The sequence below is a fragment of the Arthrobacter sp. H20 genome (assembly GCF_000520515.1).
GTDB lineage: Bacteria > Actinomycetota > Actinomycetes > Actinomycetales > Micrococcaceae > Arthrobacter_D.
The window spans coordinates 1-15,079 of the sequence record NZ_KI914726.1 but is presented as its reverse complement, the minus strand read 5'-3'; the positions used below and the strand labels follow the sequence as shown (position 1 = coordinate 15,079).

Here is a 15,079-nt window from a genome sequence, read left to right as displayed (position 1 = left end):
CCCGCCGGTCCCAGTGGCTGGAGCGTGGTCAGGAAGCAGTTCGCGCCCTATTGAATAGTTCGCCGGACCGGAGTCTGAGCGACGTCGAGCTCGTAGCAGAGCACGCGAAGGCAGCGTCGGGTGCAGCACTTGTGCTGATCCTCACTCGTCTGGCCCCCAACAAATCCCTGTACTGCGAGGTGGCGCTCGGACTTCACAGCGATGAGCTTCGAGGCAGGCTCGTAGGTAACGGTTCTGCCCTGCACGATGGGGCGGGCCCTTTTGGCGATCCCACAGTGCTGACGGGTAAGCACCTGTGCAGCGTGCTGCCGAGTTCAGAGACCGAAGCATTCGAAGCAGCGATGTACACACGAATTACTGATAGAGGCAACCAATCCCGGTTCCTGATTATTGTGCGTACCCGGGATGATCCGCCCTTTTCGCCGGTGGATCAACGAATGGCAGCGGAATTCGCCACCCAAATCTCGTCCGCCCTTGAACTGACCCAGATGCAGATCCAACGCGAACAAGATGCTGTTTTCGGCGACCGCGACCGGATTGCCCGGGACCTGCATGATCTGGTCATCCAGCGCGTATTTGCGGCAGGGCTGAGTATCCAGAGTCTGCGCAAACATGTGGTGGGGGAGGAGCCCCTCGCACGGATCGCCTCTGTGACCACTGAGCTTGATGCCACGATCGGGGAGTTGCGGAACACAATCTACTCGCTGCAACCGGTGACGAAGGGCGAAGCTGCGCTGAGTTCGAGGATTCTCGCGCTGGTCCGCCATGCCCTCGACGGGTCACCGGTTGAACCGGTGATTCACTTTTCAGGTCCGCTGGATATAGCGGTCCGGGAGGCCACCGCAACCCAGGTGGAAGCGATCCTCCGTGAAGCCCTCTCCAATGCGCTCCAGCACTCTCACGCCACCACCATCGAGGTGTCCCTGTCCGTGGGAAAACAGTGCCTGAACTTGCGGATCAAGGACAATGGCAGCGGGTTTGCGCAGGGTGGTCGTCGCAGCGGATTAGGAAACATGCAGCAGCGGGCTGAGGGGCTGGGGGGAACAGTCGAGATCGCCTCGCCGCTTGGACAGGGTACGTCGATAGTGGTGGCACTCCCGCTCAGCTGATGCACGTGTCCAGATTGTCACCGAAGGGGACTAGCTGGGTACTGAGCTGGGCCCTTTCGGTGGGCCGGAGATATAAACGGCGGCCTGCGTACGGCGTTGGAATCCCAACTTCGCCAAGACCGAAGACACATAGTTTTTAATGGTTTTTTCTGCCAGAAACAGCTCGACGCCAATCTCCCGATTGGTCATGCCTGCCCCGATCAGAGCAAGGACCCTTTTCTCCTGGACTGTCAGCCCGATGAGACGCGGATCCTCGGGCTGTACGGCAGTGAAACCTGCGACGACCCGTGCCTTGACCTCTTCATCGAACAGGGATTCTCCCCGGGCAGTCCGGCGCACTTTGTCCAGCAGGTCTGAGCCGACAATTTCCTTCAGGATGTAGCCAGCGGCGCCGGCAAGAATAGCACCCCGGACGGCGTCGTCGTCGTCGTAGCTTGTCAGGATCACACACTGCAACGATGGATCCACCGAGCGCACGTCACGACACACTTCTATGCCGTTCCCATCGGCAAGTCGAGCATCCAGGATCGTCACATCCGGCGCTAGAGCCGGGATATGACGGACGGCTTCTACAGCTGATCCGGTTTCGCCGATCACCTCGAATCCCTCCCCTTCAAGGAGGTCCCGGAGTCCACGCCGGACCAGCTCGTGATCATCCAGCAGGAAGACTGTTACCGGTCCGCCGGGCTGTGACGTTTCCTGACTCATCATCGCCTTTCATTGTCCGCTCGTTGTCTTATCATCTGTGATGGCACACGGGACTGGCAGTGCCATAGGACCTGATCATGTGTTGAGGCGTGGAATTATTCGACTGGCAACCGGCTTGCCGTCGAGAGAAACCAGCTGCTCGGGTGATCCACGACTGATCCCCAGCTGGAGCCGGCTGCTGCTGATCAACCTATTCGCTTCATCGCCGTCTCAACCAGGTGCTGGCTGATCGCATTCCTTACTGCGGCCGGACTCTCAGCCACACGTAGCCCCGGGGCGCCAGTGTGATACCCCGGTCAAGGCGTAGTGCAACGTCGTCCAGGATATTGACGACGTCGGGCGCAAACCCGCTCAGTGTCAGCGATTCCACCGTCTGGGGTGTGTCGCTGAAGTTGGCCAGCACCAGGATCGTTGAATTCGCGCCGGGCCGCTGGTATCCCAGCACGCTGCGGTTGCCGGTGGCGAAGTCGATCAGCCGCGTTCCGGCCAGCTCAGGGGAAGCGGCGCGGACCCGGATCATCCGGCGCAGGCCGGCATAGATGGTGCCCGCCGAGGTGGAAGCGTCGTGGCGCTGCGCGTAGCTGTCCGCCGGGAAACGGGGTCGGTGCACCCAGCGGCTGTCGGCGGAGTGGCCATCCTCAAACATGTACTGGTTGTCGTTGAGCTGACCCACCTCATCACCCAGGTACAGCAGAGGGACGCCGCCGGTGCTGAAGATGATCGAGTGCGCCAACAGGATGCGCTCGACGGCGGGGACCTCATCATGTTCCAGCCCGCAGAGTGATGCAGTAGTCCCGGAAATCCGGCAGTCGCCGGTGCGTGGGTTGTCCTGGAACGGGACACCGCGGGCAAAGCTGCCGGGAAACCGGTTGACGTAGAACGAGTTAAGGAACTTCCGATGATCGAAGCCGTTGACGCTCAACTCAGTGGCGTCCTCGTCAGCGAAGGTCCAGCCGATGTCGTCATGGCTGCGCACATAGTTCACCCACGTGGTGCCGTCCGGGATGGTGTGGCGGCGCTGAAGCGCCTGGGCGAGCAGCGACGCATCCCGTGTTGCCAGCGCGTCCCAGATCAACGCCATCTGTAGCGGGTTGTAGGAGAGCTGGCATTCGCCCGGATCAATGTAGCGGGCCACCTCGTCGGGGTGCACAATGGCTTCGGATTTGAACAGGAGCGACGGCGCGGCGAGCCGGCAGACCGCGTTGAACGCCTGCAGGAGCGTGTGTGCCTCGGGGAGGTTTTCGCTGGTGGTGCCGAGCTGTTTCCAGATGAACGCGACGGCGTCCATTCGCAGGATATCGATGCCCTGGTTGGCGAGGAAAAGCATTTCGCGGGCCATCGCCCGGAAGACCGCCGGGTTGGAGTAGTTAAGGTCCCATTGGAAGCTGTGGAAGGTGGCCCACACCCACCGCCCGTCTGGGGTGGGGACGAATGACCCAGGATGATCGTCGGGGAAAATCTCGCGGACGTGCTGCTCGAAGGCGTCCGGCATGGTGCGGTCGGGGAAGATCCAGTAATAGTCGGAGTATTCGGGGTCTCCCGCCGCGGCCTTGCGGGCCCAATCGTGCTCATCCGAGGTGTGGTTGAAGATGAAGTCGACCACCAGGGAAATGCCATTGGCGCGCAGGTCAGCTGCGAGAGCGCGCAACTGCTCCATCGAGCCGAGCGCAGGGTTCACCTCGCGGTAGCTGGAGACGGCATAACCGCCGTCGGAATGCGGCTCGGGGGCCAGGAAGAGCGGCATCAGGTGCAGGTAGGTGAGGCCCAGTTCCTTGAAGTAGGGGATCTTCGCGTGAACGCCGTCAAGGTTACCGGCGTAGCGGTCCACGTAGCAGACCCCGCCCAGCATGGAATTGGAGAGGAACCAGCCGCCGTTCGCCTCTGTGGCTGCGTCAACGGCCTTGAGGTCGGTGGGGCGTTCCTGCCACGAGCCGGCCGCTTCGAGGACTAGGTGGGTGAGCTGGTCCAGCCAGTCGTTCTGCGGGCCATAGAGGGAATGGAACAGGCGGCACAGCTCGGGGAAATGCTCATCGAACCGGCGCAGGAAGGCGGTGCTGTCGTCGTCGATCGCCTGCTTCGGCTGGGCGGCGAGGGCCGCGAGTACGTGCTGCCGGGCCTGCTGGTCAACGTGCTCGTCCATGGAGAAGCGTCCCTTTCGTGAATCCTTGTCCTACTGCTCCATCCTTTCACTCTTCGAAACGCGAGCAGGTCCGCCGTCGCTTTCCTCTCAAGGGGAGCGACGGCGGACCCAGCGATGGGGTTAGATGATGCTTCGGCCAGCCTTCCGGGATTCAGCCCAGTCCTTCAGGAAGCCCCGGCAGACGGTCCACAGGACGCCTGCAACGATGACGGGCCAGATCAGCACGTACACGGTAAGAAGAATGGTTTCCATGGTGATCTCCTACTTTCGGGCGGACAGCGTGGAGCCGTCCAGATCGTCGTCGGGGGTCTCGCTGTCAGGGGTGGCCTGGCCGTCGTCGGCCACTGGGTCATAATCGCCGATGCGCTGTTTGATCAGGGCAAAGTCGAAGCTCTGGTTGCTCCTGACTGACATTAGGTAGCAAATGATCGTGCTCACGGCGTAGGCCACCAGGGACCCGGTGAGGACCGTGTAGTCGTGTAGAAACCCGATGACAAACGGTGCCGAGACGACAGCTGCCAGGGCGCCGACAATTTTTGCCGGTGTCAGGCCGAAGAAACCAAACACCATCAGGCCCAGGACAATGCCGATCCCGGCGGCCGACAGGATGTCGAAGACAATGCCGGTGGCACCGTCCATCGAGAACCAGGAGAACCTGACGGGGATAAAGACGGCCAGCGCCACGATCACCGAGGTGGTGAAAGCCTTATTGGTCACCTTGTTCCAGTAGAAGCTCGCGATGACGGGGAACACCAGGGCGCCCCACAGGGCTCCCACAAAGACCAGTAGATCGAGGATATCCATCTGCTGACTGGCGAAGATCAGGGCCGCAGCGGTGGCAACAATCATGGTGATCCGGCCCACCAGAAGCATGGTCTTCGGATTAGCCTTCTTGGCAATGTTCTTGCCGTAGACGTCCGCCATCATGATCGATGACAGTGCTGACAGGTCCGAATCGGCGGTCGAGGAGAGAGCGCCGAGAATCATGACGAAGAACAGGCTTAGCAGCACAGGCCCGAGGTAGGTCGACGCCATCTGAGGGATCAGGTTGTTGACGTCGCCGCCAACAGGGCTGACGCCCAGGTACAGGGCCATCACGCCGACCATGCCGATCCCGATCACGGTGGCGCCGTAGCCGACAGTCGCTGTGATGAAGGTCTTCTTGATCAGGTCCTCGCGGACGGCAAAGAGCCGCTGCGCAATGGTCTGGTTGCCGATGGCGTAGGCCAGGACCGCTGCGATATACGGTGCGCCCTGGTTCAGGAACGCGTCGCTGGAGAAGAAGTTTGACTGCTGCGCGGTGAGGTTACTGGCGCCCTGCTCGAACATGCCGGGTCCGCCAGCGGCGAAGAAAACCACGGGAATGATGATGGCGACGGCGCCTAGCATGGCAACCACCTGGGCGAAGTCTGTCAGGACGGAGGCCCGGAAGCCTGACCAGAGGGTGTACATCAGCACACCCACTGCGACCGCCAACACACCCTGGCCGAAGCTAAACGGGGAAAGCAGTGCCACGAGGGCGCCGCCGGCGATGAAGTTGGAGGTCAGGCTGATGACGCTGCCGACAATGTTTGAGCCCGCGAGCATCAGTTGGCTAGACCGGCCGTGGCGGGCATGCATGACCTCGGCCAGGGTGTGGGCTTTGGGTGCGACGGCGCGGATGCGCTTGCCGAACGGGTAGATGAACAGAATCATCAAGGCGCCCCAGAGCCCATAGTGGATAGGCCCGGAGATGCCGTAGGTGTATCCGGCGGTGGCGGATGCGTACATTGATGAGGCCCAGATCCAGGTAGCTGTCATGCTCGCCGCGGAGATGCCGAAGCCCACCTTGTTGCCAGCCGTCATGTACCCATCGGCGTTTTCCTTCTTCTTGCCAATATAGGCGGACACCAGGAGGGTTCCGCCGTACAGCAGAACGAGGAGCAGAATCACCATCCATCCACTCAGTTGATACAAATCAGCGTCGTTAGGCACTGTCATCCCTTCGTCACGACGAGTAACGCTTGCAACTCGACATCGTCATCACGCTGGCCTCCTGTGGGCCGTCTCCTCCGCAAGCGTTTTCAGGCGCGGAGACCGAGCCCAAGTCTTGGGCGCAAACGCGTCAATCCCGTAGACAATTACCTGAGGCAATCAAACAGAGCGCATAGCTCGGTCCTTCGGCGGCGCGCGGCCAACCGATTTGTGGGTGTCGTCCACCCATACGGGGGCAGGAACGCTGCAATCTTCACCGATAATCAAGCCCAATTGATGGGGAAACGGTTACTCGCGGGCAGGCGTCCTGCAACGCAGTCAGGCTAGCATGCTTCTTCGGCGGACCCGAGGGGGTGCGGGCAGGGCAAAGTGCATGAAGACGCCGTGCGGGTTCAGGCGGTAGTCGGCGACCGGCTGGGATTCGGTGAACCCATGGCGTCGCTAGAGCCGCCTGGCCGGTGGGGAATACTTCATGGGTTCCGGTCTTGAGGTACCAGTGCAGTGGCTGCGCGACGTCGTCGCGCGCTGGGTTGCCCAGCCCGATCCGGATCACGGGTGTCTCCTCACCCGCCGAAGCGGTGGTGCCTAGTCTTCGCTGACCTGGTGACGGAACCGGTCACGCTTGATGTGAAGATCCCACAGGATCTCGGCGAGGACGCTGGGATCCTTCTCCGGGTCGCCGGCTTCGATGCGTCCACCGATGATCAGCTGGGATACCTGAATGCCTTCCTCTCCGAGAACCTCGTTGAGAAGCTGGGCATATGCTGCCTGGCCGGCGAACGCCACCGAAGTGCCGGTGACATTGCGTCCCGGCTTGACCGCGGAGCCGCCGTTGACGAAGAGGATGGTGCCGCGGTTTTCGCCGAGGAACCGCATGCCGGGCACTACCTGGTGGACGGCGGCTACGGGTCCGTAGATGGAGAACTCAATGGGGCCGACCAGGTCAGCTGGAGTGGTTTCCAGTACCGGTCGCATGAAGTCCTTCTGCGGCAATGGGCTGTACTGGAGGACCTCGATGGGGCCGAGAGTTTCGGTTACCTGTTCCAGCGCCTTGGAGATGGAGGCTGGGTCACGTACATCAGCAGTGAATCCCTTCGCGTGAACCCCATCTTTGGCGAGTTCGTCAGCCAGGGCGTCGAGGCGGCCCTGGTTCCGTGAGATGAGGCCAACCGAGTAACCTTCGGCGCCAAACTTGCGCGCGACGGCGGCTCCGAGACCCGATCCTGCTCCGATAATTGCAATGGTTGTCATGCTTTGTGCAAGTGCTCAGTGGGCTGAGGTATTCCCTCCTCTCGTGTCGGCGCCTGTGAAGCACTGGCTTCTGGACCTAGCCGCGGTCGGTGTAACTGCCTTCCGTCCGGTCACCGGTGCGGCGGCGTGACGAGGTTACGTACGTGCCGCGTGCCGTCAGCGGACCAGCGGCGTCAGTGGTGACGTAGGTTCCCTCGGTCGATATGAGGGGGCGGCGGGTGGTGACGTAACGTCCACCGAGCAGTGGTCGCGGCTGGGTGGTGGATGCCGTGCCGGGTACCGATGGACGAACGGCGGCCGTGTGAGCGGGGGCGGTGCGGTTCAGTAATGACATGGTTGATCTCCTTTTGGGCGCGGTCGAGTGCTAACACTGTTCAGCGTTGAATCGGTGAATTTGGGCAGCACCAATCGCGGAGGGCCGCGTCAGGTGGCCATGTTGTAGAAGGTTGGTCTAGCCGGTAGTTGGTAAACCGCTGGTCTGGCAGGCCCGGCACAGTCCGTTGAAGGTGACTTCAGCCGAATAGATGGTGAAACCTGAATCATCGGACGGGGTGAGACAGGGCGCCTGACCAATCACGCAGTCAACATCCTGAATCAACCCGCACCCAACACATGACAGGTGGTGATGGTTGTCGCCCACCCTGCATTCGAACAGGGCCGGTGAGTCGGGTGGATCGAAGCGTCTGACTAGTCCAGCGCCGGTGAAGGACGCCAGAATGCCGTAGATAGTCTGGGCGGAGGTTCCGCTCAGGGTTTTTCGTACCTCGGCAAACACCTGTTCCACGCTGGAATGCGGTGCGTGCTGGAGGACCTCCAGCACGGCGACGCGCGGGGCCGTCACCTTCAGGCCTGAAGCCCTGATGGAGCTCTTGAGCTCCTCGGAGTGAGTCTGCGGTTCAGTGCCGGTGGCCATGCCTCAACCGTACCAGTTATTTTGAATAGGTCAAAACAACTATCACGATAGCCTTGGGCAGTGAGTGAAACCTACCGGTACGACGTCGAGGTGCTGCACCTGCCTCGTCTCCCCAGCGCACGCCTACTTCGGCCGCGCCCGCGATGGCGCTGCCGATGTGCCCACGGCCGACGCCGACCGGGTAGAGCTCGTGGCGGGCAAGGGAATCGTGGGGGACCGGTTCTTTGGGAAGGCCGCGCACATGGATGCAGCGGTTACGCTCATGGCCGTGGAGGCGCTCGATGACATTGCTGCCGAGTTGGACACCGCACCTTTTGACCCCCTGCTCACCCGCCGGAACGTGATCCTGCGGGGCGCTGAGTTGCATCCTCTGCTGGGTCACGAGTTTGAGCTCGAATCCCAGGGCGATGTGGTGCGCCTAATGGCCGGTCGCCCCGCGCACCCCTGTGCCTGGATGGATCGGATGCTGGCGCCGGGCGCTCACGCGGCAATGCGTGGGCGCGGGGGAGTGCGTTGCCAGCCGCTCACGAGCGGGGTGCTGCACCACGGCAAGGCCGTGCTGATCAGTCCGATTCTGCTGGAGCCACAACGCGCAGGTCAAGCGACCCTCCGGCGTTCGTCACGGTTGCCCTGACAAAATTATCGTGGGGCCCAAGGAATACGTCGTCGTTCGCTGACGTTGGGGAAGAGGAACCAAAACTTTCCAGCAACCCAACCTGCAGGAGCTATTTATGCCTACTACCGTCAACGCTTATGCGGCACCATCCGCCTCTGAGGACCTTATCGCTACCACCATCGAACGGCGCGATGTCGGCCCCGATGATGTGCTGATCGATATCAAGTTTGCCGGGATCTGCCACTCCGACATCCACACTGTCCGCGGCGACTGGGGACCCCAGTCCTACCCGCTGGCGCCAGGCCACGAGATCGCCGGCATTGTCACCGAGGTCGGTTCCAACGTCAGCAAGCACTCGGTTGGCGACCGTGTGGGCGTGGGCTGCATGGTGAACTCCTGCGGCGAGTGCAAGAACTGTGAAGCCGGCGAAGAGCAGTACTGCCTCAAGGGCAACACCGGCACCTACGGAGCTGAGGACCGTGACGGCTCAATCACCCAGGGCGGTTACTCCACCCACGTTGTCGTGACCGAGGACTTTGTCGTCCGGATTCCCGAGGGCATCGAGCTCGACGTCGCCGCGCCACTGCTGTGCGCTGGGATCACTACGTTCTCACCCCTGAAGCACTGGGGAGCTGGACCGGGCAAGAAGGTTGCAGTCGTCGGGCTGGGCGGGCTCGGCCATATGGCCGTGAAGCTGGCCGCCGCAATGGGCGCCGAGGTCACAGTACTTTCGCAGTCGCTGAAGAAGCAGGAAGATGGGCTGCGACTGGGCGCGAGGCACTACTATGCCACCAGTGACGAGAACACCTTCTCTGAGCTCGCCGGATCCTTCGATCTGATTATCAACACGGTCAGCGCGACCCTCCCGATCAGCGACTATCTAGGCCTGTTGGCCCTCGATGGCGCACTGGTCAACGTGGGAGCACCGGCGGAGCCGCTGCCAGTCAACGCATTCGCTTTGATTGGCGGGCGCCGGTCCTTCGCCGGATCCATGATCGGCGGCATCCGCGAAACCCAGGAGATGCTCGACTTCTGTGCCGAGCACCACCTGGGCGCCGAGGTAGAGGTCATCTCCGCCGACAAGATCAACGAGGCCTACGAGCGCGTCCTCGCGTCGGACGTCCGATACCGCTTCGTCATTGACACGGCGACGCTGAACTAGCGTTTGGTGTTGAGGAACCCCCGGCGGGAGCTACTCCCGCCGGGGGTTCTCGCGTTAAACTGGGGTCCATGACTGTGCACCTGAATATCACCGACGATCCCGCCGCCGACCGGCTGCTGTCCGAGGAGCCCCTAGCCCTGCTGATCGGAATGCTGCTGGACCAGCAGGTGGCGATGGAGACCGCGTTCGCCGGACCCGCCAAGATAAAGGAGCGGCTGGGCACGTTCGACGCGTCGACGATTGCCCACAAGGACCCGGATGCCTTCGCTGAGCTGTGCCGCACGCCGCCAGCCGTTCACCGCTACCCCGGAAATATGGCGGCACGTATTCAGACCCTTTGCGCCACGCTCCTGGAAGACTGGGATGGCGATGCGTCCCAGATCTGGACCCGCGACAACCCCAACGGCCGCGAGGTCTACAAACGGCTGAAGGCGCTGCCCGGCTTTGGCGACCAGAAGGCCAGGATCTTTTTGGCACTCCTAGGCAAACAGTACAGGTACGACGGCGACGGCTGGCGTGCGAGTGCTGGCGCCTATGGTGAGGAGGGCAGCTTCCGATCCGTCGCTGACATCGTCGACCCGGAGTCGCTGACCAAGGTGCGCGAGACCAAGCGCGCGGCGAAGGCGGCAGCCAAGACGAAGGGCTGACCTACCCTTCGGCGTTCGCGTCCTGACCCATGGGCGCGCCCCGGAAGAGCGCACCCCCAACCCCTCCGCCGAGAAGTTACATCTGGCGACTCGGCGGAGGCTCAGGCGCGCCAGACCTAACTTCTCGGCAGTGGTTCGGCGCAGGGGCGAGGTGATGCCTAGCTGGCCGCGGACGGGGCCGACGGCGAAATCGGCTTCTCCTCGCGGAGGGCAGTCCAGAACGCCGTGGGCTCTGTTTCAATCAACGCTGAGATGTCTTTGGTAATGAGGCGCGTTTTGGTCGTGTCCGGAATCACCAGCGGCAGTTGCGGGGTGAGCCAGGGAAGGCCGCAAAGCGGCTGACTTAACACTGATCCCATGCTGTTCGGTCAGCGCTTTGATGCGCTCTACCTTAGCGATGATGTCCGCGGCGGCTTCCCGGTATTCAAAGTGACGACGGGTCAGGATGCCGGAGCTGTCGGGTCCGCCGACGACGATGTCCACGTTGTGCTCAATAGGCAAGAGCGTTGGGCCCACCCGTTCATTCCCGACCACGTTCGGGCGGCGCAGGATTGGCACAGGATCGTCTAAGTAAGGCGGCTTTGTATCGGTGCCGGACTACGATCGACTTGGAATCAGTAAATTGTCGATTCATCGACGCAGACAGTGCCTCCTTTCAACGCTTTAGCCGGCGGGTCCCATTTGCCGAAGGATGCCAGTTTGTCGGGCGCCTTCGAACGGCAGCATTCAGGTGGTCCGAGATCTCCCGACCGCTTGAACCCTCCAACGCCAGCCGCATCACCAGGGAAGTGGATTACCCAAATGCTCCATCCAGCACAAGAACCAGACCCCGACGCTTCAGCAAATGATGCATCAGGCGTGTACGCGCCCATCGAATCGATAGCGGATCACAGTATTTCAGCCTATTGGGAGGCTCATGAGGAAGTGCGGAACAGTATCAGGGGCGGAATGGACAGCCGAGCAGCTACAGAGGCTAGCCTTGAATACTTGGTGAGCTGCGATCCGCTCACGGGTTTCCTCAATAGGGCAGGCTTTCTCACTGAGCTTAGGAACATCTTCATGGAGGGCCCCAGGAAAGAAGCGACCATTGGGATACTCATCGTCGATGTGGACTATTTCAGTGCGATCAATGATTGCCTAGGAATCGCTGCGGGAGATGAGACTCTTACCGTCGTGGCGCAGCGTCTTCGCTCGACGGTCCGGCCAGCTGCCATGATTGCTCGTGTTTCGGGCGACGAGTTCGCGGTCGTGGATGAATTTGTCAATGAAGAAGACGCATTCTGGACCGCCAATGAGTTGATGGCTGCGCTCAGCTTTCCGATGTGTGCCGGCGGGTCGACGATCGAGAACACCGTCAGCATCGGGATCGCCATGGCCCGGGGTAGCGATACACCTGAATGCCTTCTGGGCCGAGCTGCGGCTGCCATGCACCAGGCCAAGAGGAGCGGCCGCAACAGGTTTGAGATGGAGAGCCTGAGCGATGCTGGTCAGGTCGATGTGCGGTTCAAACGGCGCAGCGAACTTCGGAGAGCGATCGAGGATGGCGAGCTGCGTCTGTTCTACCAGCCACAAATCGATCTCGCCAGCGGACAAATGAACGGGTTTGAGGCGCTGGTGCGCTGGGATCACCCAGAGAGGGGGCTGCTGGACCCTTCAGCATTCATCGACTTTGCTGAAGAGTCCGGGCTGATTTTGCCTCTGGGCGCTTGGGTGATCAACGCGGCTGTTGCCCAGCAGGCGCAATGGCATCGGCTGTCGGCAGGCCGACCTCCGGTGCGTATGTCGGTGAATATTTCGGCGATTCAGCTAAACGATCCACGGCTCGAAGAACTGGTCACCGAAGCGCTGGACCGCCATTATGTGGCTCCCGAATTCCTTACCCTCGAAGTGACCGAAACGGCCCTAACCGAAGACCCTGTTTCAGCTCTGAAGACCCTGGAAGTCCTCAACGCCCTGGGAATCAGGTTGGCCATTGACGATTTCGGTACCGGCCACTCCAGCCTCACCTATCTCAAGCGCTTTCCCATTGATGAGCTTAAGATTGACCGGTCATTCATCGCGGGGCTGACAACCGACAGTAAGGACCGCGCGATCGTCGTCTCGTGTATCCAACTTGCCCACGCGACGAACCTTATCGCTGTGGCCGAAGGCGTTGAGACGCCAGATCAGCTCCATGCGCTGACAGGTCTCGGCTGCGACCTAGCGCAGGGCTACTTTTACACCAGACCCATGTCGGCAGAGGATCTGGAACCATGGTTCGTCCCCCGACCTGACACCGTGTGCCTGGACTGGCAAGAGCTGGTCGATCAGTAGCGCTCGAGAATGACTTTCTGGGTCCTGAAATCCAACGGGGCGGATGTGTGCTCGTGCACAATCTTCCACGCCCCGCCGGTGCATTTCAGGATCCGCGTCAGGCGGTTCTGCATTGAGTTTTGTTCGGCGCCGTACATACCGATTTTGCGATAGGTGATGAGGGCGTGCAGCGTCGCGAGATCGTCGGTGAGTGCAGGGTTGGCGATATAGAGGGAGACGCGTTGGAGGGTGATTCGCGGCGTCGCCGCCGCCCTGGCTGTCCGGTATTTGCGGTAGGCCTTGCGTTGTTCCTCGGCGAGGCGGAAGGTCGGGTTATGCTCTTCCGCCTCACGTTTCTCGTTGTCAGCTACCCGACGACGACGGCGGGAGTCGGTAGCGGCGAGGTAGATGATCAGGCCGGTGACAGCCGTGGCGATACCGACAACCAAGGCGGCAAGGTCCAGTTGAACGGTTCCCGATGTGGTTCCTGCCCGTCGGCGGACAGGTAGATCTGCTCGACCGCTTCAGGAAGTCCATGCGGTGGCTAAGACCCACCCGGTTCAGGGCGTCCTGTGACCGGTCTTTCCGGAAGGCGCGTCGAGGGTCAAGGGTTGCAATTCTCGCAAGAAGCCGGCTTGGTGTATTGAAGGCTTGTCAGCTCGTGGGTAATGCGATGTGCGCATCTGAGGCATCCATGGATTTCCGCGCGGGTCTCGCCCGCGGGGGCGCCGCAGGCACTGCACGGCAATCCTCCTACCCGTTCTGCCTTCCAAAATCCGGGAGTGCCGCAGGACGGACATAGGGAGCGTAACTTCTGTGCGAGGTCTTCGGCGGCGAGGCGGATGGCTTCCATACGTGTCGGATTGGTGTGGGTGCGCATGTCGGTCTCAAGAAGCACCATAGTGTTTGCGGATTGCTCCTGCATTCGGGTGAAAGTGACTTCCAGCTCCGGCCAAGTGGCGATTCCTTTGCGGGTGCGCGGGGCGTGCGCGCCTTCCGGGCGTAGCACCAGATGATGCTCGGGGAATTTGGATTGACGCGCACATCAGGCACCGTTCGTATCCGGCGTCCGCCCGACTATCCGCTCCGAGCGGGGGGGCGATGCCGGGGAACGTGGGTCGGCTTCCAGCACCTCAAGAAGCTCTCCAATTTGGTGGTGGCGTTCCAAGGGATGTCGTAGTGGCAATTCCGGGTAGAGCTGATACCGATTACGCCGCCCATCGCGTTGACGCTGGAGATAACCCGCTGCGACAAGTTCGGCCACGATGCGCTGGGCGGCCCGTTCGGTAATACCTACCGCCACCGCGATGTCCCGAAAACGCATCCCGGGATCGTTCGCCACGCACATCAGCACGTGCGTGTGATTAGTAAGAAAGGTCCAGTCAGCCACACCCCCATCATAGACGACCAGAAATACGCGCTACATGATACCTGCTCCTACTGTCAGGTATTTTTGTTTCTGTCCACGTTTGCAGCCGGAAGCGTTGGACGTGATCCTTAGCCGATTGCCGCCGTCTGCATGATGTTTTATCTAACGGGTTCCGCCCCCGCAGGGTGGAAAATCTGAGATCCTCCCATCGGATGTCACTTCAACCAACGCAGAAAGGCGCATTCCGTGCTCGATCCCGTCATCCTCCTTTTGCTGTTCGTTACCGTGGCAGGCCGCTACGCTAAACACCACGGAGCGGATATTCCTTCGATCAGGGTTTCCACCCGCCAGCGCGAGCCGCGTCTACGACCCGATCCTGCGTGGAGCGGCGGGGGCAATACCTGTACGGCATCTTCCGTCAAGATCACAAACCGGTGGCCTGATGAACTTGCTCGTCGACTTTCCGCTCGGCACCCGGCTCGTCGTTCGTTCGCGCATCGAGAGCGGCGTCATCGATGCGCTCGGCTACCTGCGCGAGATTGATGATACGCAATGCGTCATCGAGACTAGGTGCGGGCTGGTCACCGCCCTCCTCAGCGAGGTTGTCGTGGCGAAGAAGGTATCCCCGCCGATGCGCTCCCGCGCGTTCGATTAAGGATAATTTAGGCGATAGTCTGCGGCGGCAGCGCGGCGATCAGGGGGTGATCCTTGGCAAATGCGCCCATTTTGGCGGCCCCGCCGGGGGATCCGATGTCGTCGAAGAACTCGACGTTGGCCCTGTAATAGTCGGCCCACTGCACCGGCACGTCATCTTCATAGTAGATTGCCTCGACCGGGCAAACGGGCACACAGGCATTGCAGTCAACGCACTCATCCGGGTGGATGTAGAGCATCCGGA

The 15,079-nt window shown here is 61.4% G+C and carries 17 protein-coding genes and 2 pseudogenes; 7 read left to right on the top strand and 12 right to left on the bottom strand.

Features of this window, described 5'->3' with window-relative positions:
• Positions 1–1,109 (top strand): sensor histidine kinase (locus Y703_RS20805; protein ID WP_216698877.1); only part of this gene is annotated, 1,109 nt, incomplete at its 5' end.
• A gap of 30 nt (positions 1,110–1,139) precedes the next feature.
• Here Y703_RS20805 and Y703_RS18800 read toward each other — a convergent pair.
• From Y703_RS18800 to Y703_RS0108475, 7 genes are all read right to left on the bottom strand, one after another.
• Positions 1,140–1,817: a response regulator gene (locus Y703_RS18800; protein WP_051427426.1), complete on the bottom strand. Its 678-nt coding sequence runs from the start codon at positions 1,815–1,817 to the stop codon at positions 1,140–1,142.
• A 238-nt stretch (positions 1,818–2,055) separates the two neighbouring features.
• Positions 2,056–3,957, bottom strand: a complete 1,902-nt coding sequence (locus Y703_RS0108500; RefSeq protein WP_026552373.1) for an alpha-amylase family glycosyl hydrolase — start codon at positions 3,955–3,957, stop codon at positions 2,056–2,058.
• Positions 3,958–4,077: 120 nt separating this feature from the next.
• The gene (locus Y703_RS22625; protein ID WP_026552372.1) at positions 4,078–4,209 is read right to left on the bottom strand and encodes a putative transporter small subunit; all 132 of its coding nucleotides are present in this window, start codon (positions 4,207–4,209) and stop codon (positions 4,078–4,080) included.
• 9 nt (positions 4,210–4,218) lie between these two features.
• Positions 4,219–5,892, bottom strand: a complete 1,674-nt coding sequence (locus tag Y703_RS18795; protein ID WP_081743451.1) for a sodium:solute symporter family protein — start codon at positions 5,890–5,892, stop codon at positions 4,219–4,221.
• A 624-nt stretch (positions 5,893–6,516) separates the two neighbouring features.
• A complete protein-coding gene (locus Y703_RS0108485) occupies positions 6,517–7,182 on the bottom strand; it encodes an SDR family NAD(P)-dependent oxidoreductase (RefSeq protein ID WP_026552371.1) in 666 nt (221 codons plus the stop codon).
• A 76-nt stretch (positions 7,183–7,258) separates the two neighbouring features.
• Entirely contained in the window at positions 7,259–7,516 is a 258-nt protein-coding gene (locus Y703_RS0108480) for a hypothetical protein (RefSeq protein ID WP_026552370.1), read from the bottom strand.
• A gap of 117 nt (positions 7,517–7,633) precedes the next feature.
• A complete protein-coding gene (locus Y703_RS0108475; protein ID WP_051427419.1) occupies positions 7,634–8,095 on the bottom strand; it encodes a Fur family transcriptional regulator in 462 nt (153 codons plus the stop codon).
• Between the two features lie 60 nt (positions 8,096–8,155).
• Here Y703_RS0108475 and Y703_RS18790 point away from each other — a divergent pair.
• The 3 genes and pseudogenes from Y703_RS18790 (at position 8,156) to Y703_RS0108460 (ending at position 10,520) form a co-directional block, all read left to right on the top strand.
• A pseudogene (locus Y703_RS18790) lies at positions 8,156–8,729 on the top strand (MOSC domain-containing protein).
• Positions 8,730–8,826: 97 nt separating this feature from the next.
• A complete protein-coding gene (locus Y703_RS0108465) occupies positions 8,827–9,873 on the top strand; it encodes an NAD(P)-dependent alcohol dehydrogenase (RefSeq protein ID WP_026552368.1) in 1,047 nt (348 codons plus the stop codon).
• Between the two features lie 68 nt (positions 9,874–9,941).
• Complete coding sequence (locus tag Y703_RS0108460) at positions 9,942–10,520, top strand: HhH-GPD-type base excision DNA repair protein (protein WP_035764330.1); 579 nt, start codon at positions 9,942–9,944, stop codon at positions 10,518–10,520.
• A 158-nt stretch (positions 10,521–10,678) separates the two neighbouring features.
• On the opposite strand, the gene Y703_RS20800 is transcribed toward Y703_RS0108460, so the two are convergent.
• Positions 10,679–10,870 (bottom strand): hypothetical protein, encoded by a 192-nt coding sequence (locus tag Y703_RS20800; protein ID WP_155849450.1) that lies wholly within the window; start codon positions 10,868–10,870, stop codon positions 10,679–10,681.
• Between the two features lie 7 nt (positions 10,871–10,877).
• On the opposite strand from Y703_RS20800, the gene Y703_RS20795 reads away from it, so the two are divergent.
• Together Y703_RS20795 and Y703_RS18780 are read left to right on the top strand one after the other, a co-directional pair.
• Complete coding sequence (locus tag Y703_RS20795; protein WP_026552365.1) at positions 10,878–11,090, top strand: hypothetical protein; 213 nt, start codon at positions 10,878–10,880, stop codon at positions 11,088–11,090.
• Between the two features lie 231 nt (positions 11,091–11,321).
• Entirely contained in the window at positions 11,322–12,833 is a 1,512-nt protein-coding gene (locus Y703_RS18780; protein WP_051427418.1) for an EAL domain-containing protein, read from the top strand.
• Here Y703_RS18780 and Y703_RS20790 read toward each other — a convergent pair.
• The 3 genes and pseudogenes from Y703_RS20790 to Y703_RS21495 form a co-directional block, all read right to left on the bottom strand.
• The gene (locus tag Y703_RS20790; protein ID WP_051427417.1) at positions 12,827–13,261 is read right to left on the bottom strand and encodes a nuclear transport factor 2 family protein; all 435 of its coding nucleotides are present in this window, start codon (positions 13,259–13,261) and stop codon (positions 12,827–12,829) included. The two genes, Y703_RS18780 and Y703_RS20790, sit on opposite strands and share 7 nt — an antisense overlap.
• Positions 13,262–13,416: 155 nt before the next feature.
• Positions 13,417–13,839, bottom strand: a pseudogene (locus Y703_RS23330) (DUF6671 family protein); the annotation flags it as partial.
• An 18-nt stretch (positions 13,840–13,857) separates the two neighbouring features.
• A complete protein-coding gene (locus Y703_RS21495) occupies positions 13,858–14,202 on the bottom strand; it encodes a helix-turn-helix transcriptional regulator (RefSeq protein ID WP_081743450.1) in 345 nt (114 codons plus the stop codon).
• Positions 14,203–14,623: 421 nt separating this feature from the next.
• Between Y703_RS21495 and Y703_RS0108435 the strand changes: the two genes are divergently transcribed.
• Positions 14,624–14,836, top strand: coding sequence for a hypothetical protein (locus tag Y703_RS0108435; protein WP_026552364.1), 213 nt, complete (start codon positions 14,624–14,626; stop codon positions 14,834–14,836).
• Positions 14,837–14,843: 7 nt separating this feature from the next.
• On the opposite strand, the gene Y703_RS0108430 is transcribed toward Y703_RS0108435, so the two are convergent.
• A partial coding sequence (locus tag Y703_RS0108430; RefSeq protein ID WP_026552363.1) for a 4Fe-4S dicluster domain-containing protein occupies positions 14,844–15,079 on the bottom strand: 236 nt, incomplete at its 5' end.

Bases quoted from the DNA above. Each gene is read 5' to 3' on its own strand.
- Y703_RS18800 (WP_051427426.1), bottom strand. From the start codon at position 1,817: ATGAGTCAGGAAACGTCACAGCCCGGCGGACCGGTAACAGTCTTCCTG.
- Y703_RS0108500 (WP_026552373.1), bottom strand. From the start codon at position 3,957: ATGGACGAGCACGTTGACCAGCAGGCCCGGCAGCACGTACTCGCGGCC.
- Y703_RS22625 (WP_026552372.1), bottom strand. From the start codon at position 4,209: ATGGAAACCATTCTTCTTACCGTGTACGTGCTGATCTGGCCCGTCATC.
- Y703_RS18795 (WP_081743451.1), bottom strand. From the start codon at position 5,892: ATGGTGATTCTGCTCCTCGTTCTGCTGTACGGCGGAACCCTCCTGGTG.
- Y703_RS0108485 (WP_026552371.1), bottom strand. From the start codon at position 7,182: ATGACAACCATTGCAATTATCGGAGCAGGATCGGGTCTCGGAGCCGCC.
- Y703_RS0108480 (WP_026552370.1), bottom strand. From the start codon at position 7,516: ATGTCATTACTGAACCGCACCGCCCCCGCTCACACGGCCGCCGTTCGT.
- Y703_RS0108475 (WP_051427419.1), bottom strand. From the start codon at position 8,095: ATGGCCACCGGCACTGAACCGCAGACTCACTCCGAGGAGCTCAAGAGC.
- Y703_RS0108465 (WP_026552368.1), top strand. From the start codon at position 8,827: ATGCCTACTACCGTCAACGCTTATGCGGCACCATCCGCCTCTGAGGAC.
- Y703_RS0108460 (WP_035764330.1), top strand. From the start codon at position 9,942: ATGACTGTGCACCTGAATATCACCGACGATCCCGCCGCCGACCGGCTG.
- Y703_RS20795 (WP_026552365.1), top strand. From the start codon at position 10,878: ATGCTGTTCGGTCAGCGCTTTGATGCGCTCTACCTTAGCGATGATGTC.
- Y703_RS18780 (WP_051427418.1), top strand. From the start codon at position 11,322: ATGCTCCATCCAGCACAAGAACCAGACCCCGACGCTTCAGCAAATGAT.
- Y703_RS0108435 (WP_026552364.1), top strand. From the start codon at position 14,624: ATGAACTTGCTCGTCGACTTTCCGCTCGGCACCCGGCTCGTCGTTCGT.